At 64.5% G+C, this 11518-nt stretch carries 11 protein-coding genes; 5 read left to right on the top strand and 6 right to left on the bottom strand.

All coding sequences use genetic code 11. The features are described 5' to 3' along the window. Positions 1–5: 5 nt before the first annotated feature. Entirely contained in the window at positions 6–335 is a 330-nt protein-coding gene (locus AC0L3X_RS37785; RefSeq protein WP_135216342.1) for a DUF2160 domain-containing protein, read from the top strand. A gap of 130 nt (positions 336–465) precedes the next feature. After that, entirely contained in the window at positions 466–2208 is a 1743-nt protein-coding gene (locus tag AC0L3X_RS37780; protein ID WP_354131893.1) for an ABC transporter substrate-binding protein, read from the top strand. A 223-nt stretch (positions 2209–2431) separates the two neighbouring features. Here the strand turns inward: AC0L3X_RS37780 and AC0L3X_RS37775 are convergent, their stop codons facing one another. The 3 genes from AC0L3X_RS37775 to AC0L3X_RS37765 form a co-directional block, all read right to left on the bottom strand. After that, entirely contained in the window at positions 2432–3532 is a 1101-nt protein-coding gene (locus tag AC0L3X_RS37775) for an alkene reductase (protein WP_354131830.1), read from the bottom strand. A gap of 173 nt (positions 3533–3705) precedes the next feature. Further along, positions 3706–4209, bottom strand: coding sequence for a DUF1993 domain-containing protein (locus tag AC0L3X_RS37770; RefSeq protein WP_063985181.1), 504 nt, complete (start codon positions 4207–4209; stop codon positions 3706–3708). Positions 4210–4316: 107 nt separating this feature from the next. Then, positions 4317–5618 carry a lytic murein transglycosylase gene (locus tag AC0L3X_RS37765; protein WP_354131829.1) on the bottom strand — a complete coding sequence of 434 codons (1302 nt, stop codon included), beginning with the start codon at positions 5616–5618 and terminating at the stop codon, positions 4317–4319. 325 nt (positions 5619–5943) lie between these two features. Here AC0L3X_RS37765 and htpX point away from each other — a divergent pair, with 325 nt between their 5' ends. Then, a complete protein-coding gene (gene htpX, locus AC0L3X_RS37760) occupies positions 5944–6900 on the top strand; it encodes a zinc metalloprotease HtpX (protein ID WP_354131828.1) in 957 nt (318 codons plus the stop codon). A gap of 149 nt (positions 6901–7049) precedes the next feature. Next, positions 7050–7691 (top strand): tetratricopeptide repeat protein, encoded by a 642-nt coding sequence (locus AC0L3X_RS37755; RefSeq protein WP_014497431.1) that lies wholly within the window; start codon positions 7050–7052, stop codon positions 7689–7691. Between the two features lie 246 nt (positions 7692–7937). Here the strand turns inward: AC0L3X_RS37755 and AC0L3X_RS37750 are convergent, their stop codons facing one another. Then, on the bottom strand, positions 7938–8291 hold the full coding sequence (locus AC0L3X_RS37750; protein WP_071916202.1) for a hypothetical protein: 354 nt from the start codon (positions 8289–8291) through the stop codon (positions 7938–7940). A gap of 162 nt (positions 8292–8453) precedes the next feature. Further along, positions 8454–8813 (bottom strand): hypothetical protein, encoded by a 360-nt coding sequence (locus tag AC0L3X_RS37745; protein WP_473317241.1) that lies wholly within the window; start codon positions 8811–8813, stop codon positions 8454–8456. Positions 8814–9485: 672 nt separating this feature from the next. Between AC0L3X_RS37745 and AC0L3X_RS37740 the strand changes: the two genes are divergently transcribed. After that, the gene (locus AC0L3X_RS37740; RefSeq protein WP_014497428.1) at positions 9486–9779 is read left to right on the top strand and encodes an antibiotic biosynthesis monooxygenase; all 294 of its coding nucleotides are present in this window, start codon (positions 9486–9488) and stop codon (positions 9777–9779) included. A gap of 146 nt (positions 9780–9925) precedes the next feature. Here AC0L3X_RS37740 and AC0L3X_RS37735 read toward each other — a convergent pair whose 3' ends face one another. After that, positions 9926–11371, bottom strand: coding sequence for a helix-turn-helix domain-containing protein (locus tag AC0L3X_RS37735; protein WP_063985175.1), 1446 nt, complete (start codon positions 11369–11371; stop codon positions 9926–9928). Between the last annotated feature and the right edge of the window lie 147 nt (positions 11372–11518).

Raw genomic sequence — 11518 nt, 5'->3', positions numbered from 1 at the left:
CATCGATGGAATCTATTGCATGGATGGCCTGGACGCTGCCGACGGCGATCTTCTTCGTGGCGCTCGCCTCCACCCTCGCGGTCATGACTTACCTCGCCGCGGTCTATCCCGAAGCCGAGCGCGTCGGCGTGCTCAGCATTCCGACGACGCGGGGCGATCGCCTGTTCATCTCCCTGATCACGGCGGCCGTCATCCACCTTCTGTGGATCGCCTTCGCCGGCACCGATACACTCGCCACCCTGCCGATCGGCGAGGAAGGTTTTGAGATTTCGAGCCTCTGGCTCGCAAGTGGAATTTCGCTGGCCACGGCCGTGCTCATTTTTCGCACGGTCTGAAGCTCGCGAAGGGACGGCCAGATCCGGGGGCAACCCGGGCCTGTATAAAATTTTGTCGCTGCAACGGAGGAACAACATGCGACAGTTTAGGAGAAGGAAAGGTCCATTGACCAAGAATAGCTTTCTGACCATGTCCAGCGCCGCCGCCATCGTTGCGGTGTCGTTCGCCGTCTCGGCGCCGGTCCGCGCCGCCGACGACGCCGCGATCCAGAAGTGGATTGCGGAATTCCAGCCCTCGACGCTGTCGAAGGACGAGCAGAAGAAGGAGCTGGAGTGGTTCGCCAAGGCCGCCGAGCCCTTCAAGGGCATGGAGATCAACGTCGTCTCCGAGACCATCGCGACCCACGAATACGAGTCGCAGACGCTGGCAAAGGCGTTCTCCGAGCTCACCGGCATCAAGCTCAAGCACGACATCATCCAGGAAGGTGACGTCGTCGAGAAGCTGCAGACGCAGATGCAGTCCGGCAAGAACGTCTATGACGGCTGGATCAACGATTCCGATCTGATCGGCACGCACTTCCGCTACGGCCAGACCATCGCACTGTCGGATTACATGACCGGCGAGGGCAAGGACGTCACCGATCCCCAGCTCGACGTCAACGACTTCATCGGCAAGTCGTTCGGCACCGCGCCGGACGGCAAGCTCTATCAGCTGCCCGACCAGCAGTTCGCGAACCTCTATTGGTTCCGCTACGACTGGTTCACCAACGCGGACTACAAGGCCAAGTTCAAGGCCAAGTATGGCTACGAGCTCGGCGTGCCCGTGAACTGGTCGGCCTATGAAGACATCGCCGAGTTCTTCACGAACGACATCAAGGAGATCAACGGCGTCAAGGTCTACGGCCATATGGACTATGGCAAGAAGGATCCCTCGCTCGGCTGGCGTTTCACCGACGCCTGGCTGTCGATGGCCGGTAACGGCGACAAGGGCATCCCGAACGGTCTGCCGGTCGACGAATGGGGCATCCGCATGGAAGGCTGCCGTCCGGTCGGCTCCTCGGTCGATCGCGGTGGCGACACCAACGGTCCGGCCGCGGTCTACTCGATCACCAAGTACCTCGAGTGGATGAAGAAGTATGCCCCGCCGCAGGCCCAGGGCATGACCTTCTCCGAGTCCGGTCCCGTGCCGGCTCAGGGCAACATCGCCCAGCAGATGTTCTGGTATACCGCCTTCACCGCCGACATGGTGAAGCCGGGCATCGCCGTGATGAACGCGGACGGTACGCCGAAGTGGCGTATGGCTCCGTCGCCGCACGGCTCGTACTGGAAGGAAGGCATGAAGCTCGGCTACCAGGACGCCGGCTCGCTCACGCTGTTGAAGTCGACCCCGGCTGACCGCCGCAAGGCGGCCTGGCTCTACTTGCAGTTCATCGTTTCCAAGACGGTGTCGCTGAAGAAGAGCCATGTCGGTCTCACCTTCATCCGTGAATCCGACATCTGGGACAAGTCGTTCACCGAGCGTGCGCCGAAGCTCGGCGGCCTGATCGAGTTCTACCGCTCGCCCGCGCGCGTGCAGTGGACCCCGACCGGCAACAACGTGCCTGACTATCCGAAGCTCGCGCAGCTCTGGTGGCAGAACATCGGCGATGCGTCGTCCGGTGCGAAGACGCCGCAAGCTGCGATGGATGCACTCGCGGCCGCTCAGGACTCCGTCATGGAGCGCCTCGAGAAGTCCGGCGTGCAGGGCGCCTGCGGTCCGAAGCTGCACAAGAAGGAGACCGCCGAGTTCTGGTACGCCAAGGCCCAGAAGGACGGCACCATCGCGCCGCAGCGCAAGCTCGCCAACGAGAAGCCGAAGGGTGAGACGGTCGACTACGACACGCTGATCAAGTCGTGGCCGGCGTCCCCGCCCAAGCGCGCGGAAGCGAAGTAAGCGGCGCGTAGCGTCATCAAACACGAAAGGCCGGGAGCGATCCCGGCCTTTTTCTTTTGGTGAGTTAGGCGCTGTCCCCACATCGTCATTGCAAGCGCAGCGAAGCAATCCAGAGTCTTTCCACGGAGGCAGTCTGGATTGCTTCGTCGCTACAGTGCAAAATTGCTTTGCAATTTTGTCACGAGCTCCTCGCAATGACGGAGGATGGAGCGACGGCGCAGCCTTACTCCGCCGGCTCGGCCGCGAGCGTCGGATAATCCGTGTAGCCCTTGGCGCCGCCGCCGTAGAACGTGTTCTTGTCCCAATCGTTCAGCGCCGCGCCCGTCTTCAGCCGCTCGACCAGGTCGGGGTTGGAGATGAACGGCTTGCCGAACGCGATGAGATCGGCTGCATTCGCGTCCAGCACCTTGGTCGCGAGATCGAAGTCGTAGCCGTTGTTGGCGATGTAGGCGCCGGTGAAGCGCTTGCGCAGGCCCGCATAGTCGAACGGGGCGATGTCGCGCGGGCCGCCGGTGGCGCCTTCGACCACGTGGAGATAGACCAGCTTGAGTGCGTTGAGGCCGTCGACGATGTGATCGAACAAGGCCTGCGGATTGGAGTCGGAGAGGTCGTTGGCCGGCGTCACCGGCGAGATGCGGATGCCGGTACGGTCGGCGCCGGCCTCGGCGGCAACGGCCTTGGAGACCTCGAGCATCAGCCGCGCGCGGTTTTCGATGGAGCCGCCGTAAGCATCGGTGCGCTTGTTGGCGCCGTCCCTCGCGAACTGGTCGAGCAGATAGCCGTTGGCGCCGTGGATCTCGACGCCGTCGAATCCGGCCTCGAGCGCATTCTTGGTGGCGCGCTTGAAGTCGTCGATGATGCCGGGAATTTCAGACAGCTCGAGCGCGCGGGGCTCGGAGACGTCGGCGAAGGTGCCGTTGACGAAGGTCTTGCCCTTGGCGCGGATCGCGCTCGGCGCCACCGGGGCTGCGCCATTGGCCTGGAGATCGACATGCGAGATGCGGCCGACATGCCAGAGCTGGATGAAGATCTTGCCGTCGCGCTCATGCACGCGGTCGGTGACCTTGCGCCAGCCGGTGACCTGGTCCTTGCTGTAGATGCCGGGCGTGTCCTGGTAGCCCTGGCCCTGCTGTGAGATCTGGCTCGCTTCGGTGACCAGGAGACCTGCGGAGGCGCGCTGGCCGTAATAATCGGCAGCAAGCGGGCTCGGCACGAACGTGCCGGGCGCGGCGCGGTTGCGCGTCAGCGGCGCCATCACGAGGCGGTTTGCCAGCGTGATCGGGCCGAGCTTGTAGGTCTCTAGCAATTTGGTCGGGCGGCTCATGGGAATGCTTCCAGGCGGTGAGAGATCACGAACACTTGTGCATCGCGACAATCAGCGCAAGGGAGGAGCCATACGGAAAGTGCAGGCGAGCTACGCGGCCTGGCCCGCGTAGCATGATTCATGTGCAATCCCGGCCATGACAGCGGATTTGCGCTGCCACGGCCTGCGATCCCTCAGTTCGCGCCGAGGAAATCGCGCTTGCCGATCTCGACGCCGTTGTGACGCATGATGCCGTGAGCGGTGGTGGCGTGGAAATAGAAGTTCGGCAGCGAGACCCCGCTGAAGAACTGCTGGCCCTTGAGTGTCATGGTCCGGTCCGGGCCCGCCGGGAAGGTCACGTCCTTGGTGTCGGCGCCTTCGAACTGCTCCGGCTTGTACGATTTCACGTAGTCGATCGTCTTGGCGAGCCGCTGCTTCAGCTCCTCAAACGTCTTTTCCGTGTCGGGCATCGAAGGCACCTCGCTATGGGTCAGCCTGGCGCAGCCCTTGGCGGCGAAATCGCTGGCGAGCTGGATCTGCTTCGACAGCGGCAGCATGTCCGGGAAGAGGCGCGAGCCGAGCAGGACGCCCGGGTCGATCTTTTTGGCCGCGCAATGCGCCTCGGCTTTGGTGAGCAGGCCGGTCAGGCTGTTCAGCATTTGCAAGTACGCGGGGACGACGGCGTCGTGGAAGGACATGTGATGCTCGCTTGTGAATGGGAAATCTCAGGAGAAACCTGAGCCACTCACATGGGAGCATCACGGAAAATTACAATCGCGAGAGCGGCTTGTGCGGTGCGAAAATTCTACCGGATCATCCCCGCCGGCTGCGCCTGGGCCGTGCCGCCGCGCATCCGCGCGAGCAGCTCGGCGGTCGGCCAGGAATCGGCGGGCAGGCCGTATTTGATCTGCATCGCCTTCACGGCGGCGCGGCTCTGCTGGCCCAGCACGCCGTCGACCTTGCCGACGTTGAAGCCGGCCTGGACCAGGAGCTGCTGCAATTGCTTCAGCTCGTTGAACGGCAGTTGCGCGACCGGTTGGGCCGGCTTGCGCATCGGAGCCGCGCCCGCGATGCGGGTGGCGAGATAGCCCGCGGTGGTCGAATAGATCAGCGAGTTATTCCACTCGGTGTAGGCCGCGAAATTCGCATACGCCATGAAGGCCGGACCAAAGCGTCCCATCGGCAGCAGTACGGACGCCGCGAGATTGTCGTTCGGCAGCGGACGGCCGTCGGGATAGGTGACTCCCAACTGCGCCCATTTCGAGCGCGGCTGCTGCACCGTGAGGTCGGTCTGATCCCAGGGCAGGTTCTGCGGCACCTTGATCTCTTCGAGCCACGGCTCGCCGCGCCGCCACTTCAATCCGTTGGCGATGTAGTTCGCGGTCGAGCCGATCACGTCGTCCTCGCTGCGCAAGAGATCGCGGCGGCCGTCGCCGTCATAGTCGACGGCGTAGTTGACGTAATGCACCGGCAAGAACTGCGTCTGCCCGAGCTCGCCGGCCCAGGAGCCGACCATCTCGTCGGGTGTGAGATCGCCACGGTCGATGATCTTCAGCGCGGCGATGGTCTCGTTCACGAACATCTCCGAGCGCCGGCAGTCATAGGCCAGCGACACCAGCGATTTCAGCGTCGGCAGATTGCCCATGTTGACGCCGAAATCGCTCTCGAGGCCCCAGAACGCGGCGATCACCGCCGGCGGCACGCCGTATTCCTTTTCGGCGCGTGCGAACGCAGCCGCGTGGCTCTTGATGTGCTGCTGGCCGTTCTGCATGCGATAGGGCGCGGCCATGCGGCCGGCAAATTCGGTGAAGAGCTGGCCGAACACGCGCTGGCCGCGGTCGCGATTGACGATGCCCTGGTCGTAGACGAGGTAGGGCGAGGCTTCCGATATCGTCCGCTGCGACACGCCGGCGGTAACGGCCTGCTTTTTCACGTCGGCCAGGAAGCGATCGAAGCTCGCGCCATTGTGGCACGAGGCCGCGCGCGGCGACGGGGTTGTGGCTTTGGGCGCGATGGGCTTGGCGGGTGGTGGCGCGAACTGGGCGGAGGCGGGGAGGGCGAAGGCGAGCAGAGCGGCGGCCGCGATCGCAAATCGGGTCTGGAGCATGAGGTTTCCGGCGGGGAGAAGGGCGCGTGTGGAATCTTGCTAAAGCTTAAGTGAATTGAGCGCCTCAAACCATCCCTTCGTCATGGCCGGGCTTGTCCCGGCCATCCACGCCTTTCGGGCCTTGTGTAGAGGAAGAACGTGGATGCCCGGGCCTTCGCCGCGCCGAAGCGGCTTCGGCCGCGCAGGCGGGACAAGCCCGGGAATGCAATGTTGGGCATAGCCGCGGCCCCGCGACGCACCTTGAAACCTTGCATCCGGGCCGGGGTCATCCCTACCTGAATAGCGCCGGCCGATGGCTCGCCTGCGGCCGCCCTGGGAGACGGCCATGAACTATCTGCGTACCGCAATGCTGCTCGCCGGCCTCACCGCCCTGTTCATGGGCGTCGGCTATCTGATCGGCGGCGCCACCGGCGCCATGATCGCGCTCGTCATTGCCGCCGCGACCAATCTCTTCACCTACTGGAACTCCGACCGCATGGTGCTCCGCATGTACGGCGCCCATGAGGTCGACCGCGCCAGCGCGCCGGAGCTGGTCGGGCTCGTCGCCGAGCTTGCGGGCCGCGCCTCGCTGCCGATGCCGCGTGTGTTCGTGATGGACGAGGCTCAGCCCAACGCGTTCGCGACCGGGCGCAACCCGCAGAATGCCGCGGTCGCCGTCACCACCGGCCTTGTGCATCAGCTCAGCCGCGAGGAGCTTGCCGGCGTGATCGCGCACGAGCTCGCGCATATCAAGCATCACGACACGCTGCTGATGACTGTTACCGCGACCATTGCCGGTGCGATCTCGATGCTGGCGCAGTTCGGCATGTTCTTCGGCGGCCATCGCGACAACAACGGCCCCGGCATCGTCGGCTCGATCCTGATGATGATCCTCGCCCCGATCGGCGCCATGCTGGTGCAGATGGCGATCAGCCGTACCCGCGAATATGCCGCGGACAATCTCGGCGCGCGCATTGCGGGCCAGCCGATGTGGCTGGCGTCGGCGCTGCTGAAGATCGAAGGCGCCGCGCATCAGGTCCCGAACTATGAGGCGGAGCGAAATCCCGCGACCGCGCACATGTTCATCATCAACCCGCTGTCGGGCCATGGTGTGGACAATCTGTTCGCCACCCATCCTTCGACGCAGAACCGTATCGCGGCGCTCCAGCAGCTCGCGGCCGAGCTCGGCGCGCAGGCATCTCCGTCGGTCGGCGCCAACGAAAACTACCCGCCGCGGAGCCCGTGGGGGCAGTCGTCTTCGCGCGGTCCTTCACCTGGTCCTTCCCGTGGCCCTTGGGGCTGATGCGGAACCGGCCGGAATCGCGCCCGGCTTTGTGACCAGCTTTTGTGACCTGGCGCACACAGGATGGTCCCGGCCGGTGTTAACACCATGGCGAGACTGTTCCTTCGAAAGGGGATGCGTGGCCGGTCCTCTGCCTGCCACGGTCGAAGATGACCAAAGCTGCGGTACCATTGTTGATCGTCCTGGGCGTGCTCATCGGCCTGTCCACGCACACGGTCGTCAATTGCGGGGACGAGGACGAGCCCGACATCTGCTCGGCGGTGATCGGATTCTCGCCGCTGCGGGGATCGCTGATCGCGTTCGCCTATGAAGGGCGCGGACGGATCGCGTTGCGCCACGGCGACTGGCAGCGGGCGATCGCGGATTTCGACGAGGCCATCCACCTCAATCCCAACCGCGCCTCGCTGTATCGCGACCGGGCGCAGGCGCGCCGGCAGAACGGCGACCTGGAGCTTGCCATCGAGGACTACGACGAGGCGATCGCACATGATCCCAGGCACGCCGCGCCCTATCACCAGCGCGGTCTCGCGCTCGCCGCCACCGGCGATCTCGATCGCGCCATCCTGAGCTACAACACGGCGGTCCGTCTCGACCCGTCGGATGCGCAGGCCCGCCTCGACCGCGGCCTTGCATTCCTCGCCCGCGGCCAGGCCGACGACGCACGCGCCGATTTCGAAGCGGCTCTCGCGCTGCCGGCCGGCAAGGACGGCCGCACCCGCGACGCAGCCCGCGCCAAGCTCGCCGAGCTCGCGAGCGCCGAGCCGAACCAGGCCCCCGCGCCGAGGCGGTAGAGATATCTAGAGCCGCATTCGCCGCTGCAACCCTCTCCCCTTGCGGGAGAGGGTGGCTCGCCGCGGCCGCGGCGAGCCCGGTGAGGGGTTTATCTCCACGATTGATCCTCTCGCCGGCGAGTCCGCGGCGAGAACCCCTCATCCGGCGCCATAGCCGAAGCTTCGCTTCGGCGTTCTTAAGAACGGCGGCCGAAGGCCGCCTATGCCACCTTCTCCCACAAGGGGAGAAGGAAGAAAGCAGGGCGACTACTTCGCCTTCTTGGCTTTGGCCTTCTTGGCCTTCGCGGCCTTCTTCACCGGCTTCTCTTTCGCCTTCTTCTCCACCTTCGCCGGGATCGGCGTGCTGGCGACCAGGCGCATCGAGCGGGCGTAGCTGTCGGCGACGTTGTCGGCGGACATCTGGAGGCGCTTGGCGGCGGCGGTGGCCTGCTCCATCGTGGCCTTGGCCATCATCTTGAAGCGGTCGCCGGTCTCCTTGCCCTTGGCCTTGGCCGCAAGGCCGTTGAAGCGATCCCGGCGCTCCTTGGCGCGGGTCAAAAGGCCCGTATGCAGCTGTCTGGCCAGTTGCCGGATCACGACATCCAGGTCGGCGTCCGCCATGTTGTTCTATCCTCTTAAAACGGTATCGATGCGGGCGGGACTATGCAGATCGGGCCCCGCCTTGGCAATTCCCGGCGGCGCGTCATCCGCAGCTTCCGGTTACCAAACCAAAAAAGCCGCGCATTTTTGCGCGGCTTTCTGGGGTGGCTTGGCGCAGACGCCTTATTTTAGCGAGGCAACCGGACCGCTCGCCGGTGCTGGATCGGGGTCGAAGCCGAACACGCCGACCAGATATTTGTAATAGTCCGGCATCTTCTCCTTGAGCGCCTCGCGCGACTTCGGGTCGTGGAATTCGCTCTTGCCGGCCAGGAAGATGCTGGCTGTCACGGCAAAGAATTCCATGGGATTCTTCATCGCATAGGATTCCTTGGGTAACATATCCTTGGACTTGGCAAGGGCGTAATAGCCAATCACGCCCTTGTTGGCGTAGCCGTCCGGCAACAGCCGCGCGTGATAGGCGTGCAGCAGCTCGTGCAGCAGCACGGCTTCCTTCTCGTAGCGCATCATGTCCGGCCGCAGCATGATCACGCCGAGGCCCGAATCGACCGCGAGGTCGACGGCGTTCGGATTGGTCCAGCGCTGCTTGTCGGGGTCCCCAGACCGTCAGCGTCCGGGGTGCGGTGCGCTGGATGTCCGGCGTGACCCGGCCGTAGCATGCGGTCGCGGCGCCTTCGTCGAGGCAGGCGAGCTCGCTCGCGACGATCGGAACGGTGTGGAAGAAGCGCAGCACGCGCGGCGACAGGCCGGAAGCTTCGACGACGTCGATCTGCTGCTTCAGATTGTCGGTGAGCTTGTCGACGTCCTTGCGCTCGGAATTCTCCGTCAGGTCGAACATGTAGCCGCGGTAGCTCTGGAAGCCCGGCGGCAGCGCCTGCGCTGCCCCGGCCGACGCGTCGAGCGATCCGGCATGGGATGGATTGGCGAAGAGCGCGCCCACAACGGTCGCGGTCAGCAGCAGCGCAACGCGCATGATGAACCCCCTGATGTCACTTCACCCGGCAGAATAGGCCGTCGCCGTTTGCGAAAAGTGAGTGGGGCGAGACTAAGGCACCGATGTTGAGGCGTGCTTAACCGTTGGTTGCAGATCGCGGGAATGGATTAGTGGCGGGTTAACCAAGCGTGGATTGGTCGCGCGCTTCGGCGTAGGATCGAAGCCGGGCACATGCCCGACAGCAATAGCCGGAGGAGGATGCCATGTATGCCGCCATCCGTCAGGCCAAGGCGAAAAGCGGGAGCGCCGAAGAGCTGGCGCGCCGCATCAAGGACGGCGCCGTTCCGATCATCAGCGACGTCGACGGTTTCCGTGCCTATTACGTCGTCTATGCCGGCGACGACACGGTCACCGCGATCTCGATCTTCGACAAGTTCGAGCAGGCGGAGGAGGCGAACCGGCGCGCGATCGCCTGGATCGAGAAGGATCTCGGCCCGCTGCTCGCAGGGCATGCGAGCGCCGCAGCCGGGCCGGTGATCGTGCATACGCTGGCGTAGGTGTTAGGCGGGTCAGTCGGGCCACATCTTCCGCTGTCATCGCCCGCGAAGGCGGCGATCCAGTACTCCGTGACAGCAGTGATGGAGCCGATGGGCCGCGGCGTACTGGATGCCCCGCCTTCGCGGGGCATGACACCGGAGCCCCCTCATAACTCCCGTGCGTTCGAGAACGCGAAAGAGCTCACCCGTCTTGTCGTCTCATCCAAAATCAGCGTACGCGTGATCGGCGGCTCGGCGCGCTGGGCGCAGTTTTCGCGTTCGCAGAGGCGGCAGTTGACGCCGATCGGCGTGCCCTCCGTTTTCTCCAAATCCAGGCCGGAGGCGTAGACGAGGCGGGCGGCGTGACGGATCTCGCAGCCGAGGCCGATGGCGAAGCGCGGCTGCGGCAGCGGATGCGGCGCGACGGGGCGTCGCACCATCTGCGCGATCGAGAAATAGCGCGTGCCGTCGGAGAGCTCGATCACCTGCTTCAACAGGCGATCCGGCGTGTCGAAAGTCGAGTGCACGTTCCACAACGGACAGGTGCCGCCGAATTTCGAGAACGGGAACGTGCCGGAGGAAAAGCGTTTCGACACGTTGCCGGCATTGTCGACGCGCAGCAGGAAGAACGGAATGCCGCGCGCGTTCGGCCGTTGCAGCGTGGTGAGGCGATGGCAGACCTGCTCGAAGCCGGAATTGAAGCGCTGCGCCAGCACGTGGATGTCGTAGTTCAAGGCCTCCGCCGCGGCGAGGAAGGCCGGGTATGGCATCATCACGGCCGCCGCAAAATAGTTGGCGAGCGTGATGCGGAACAGGCGGCGTGGCGCGTCGTCGAGCGGGCCGGCGCGGCCGATGATGGTCTCCAGGGCTTGCGCGCATTCGCCCAGGCCCAGCTGGAAGGCGAGCTGGAACGCGCGGCCGGGCGGATCGACCAGCTCGGAGATCAGGAGCTGGCGGCGATGGCGGTCGAAACGCCTGAGCGTCTCGCGCATCACGTCGACCGGCATGATGCGGGTCTGGATCGAATGCTTTTCGCGCAGGCGTGCGGATAGCGCGGCATAGAGCCCTTCGGCCGGCACGTTCAGTTCGTCGCGAAGCGTCTCCGCGGCCTGTTCCAGCTCCGGAAAATAATTGCGGTTGGCCTCGATCAGCTCGCGCACGCGCTCGACGGGATTGGCCTCATAGCGCGTGCCGACGTCGCGGTCGGCCATGTGCGCCGCGGCCAAGGTCTCGCCCTGGCGGGCCTCGGCATAGGCGGCATAGAGCCGTTGCAGCGCATGGGTGACGCCGGGACAGAGCTCGGCAAGGTCGCGCAGTTCCTGCTTGGGAACGTCGATCTGGCGGAACAGCGGATCGGAGAAGATCTCGTTCAGCTCGGCGAAGAAGCGGTCCTCGTCGGCGGTCGCGAGGTCGCGCAAGTCGAGGTCATAGGTCTCGGCCAGCCGCAGCAGGATCTGCGCCGTCACCGGGCGCTGGTTGCGCTCGATCAGGTTGACATAGCTCGGCGAGATCCCGAGCCCCTCGGCGATCTGGGTCTGTGACAGCCCCAATTGCTGCCGGATCCGCCGGAAGCGCGGGCCGACGAACAGCTTTTTCCCCGAGACGGCGGGCATTTTCTGATCTCCCAAGGGTACGACAAGCGCATCAAGGACAGTCTTATTGACCTATAATATTTACAAGATTTACAAAATAACATCTATTACATGTTCTGATGTTACATGACATCACCATTCGAATACAAGGCCTCTGTACGAACTTCG

The organism is Bradyrhizobium sp. MI1.7, assembly GCF_055811795.1.
This window is presented reverse-complemented; position numbering and strand designations above follow the sequence as displayed.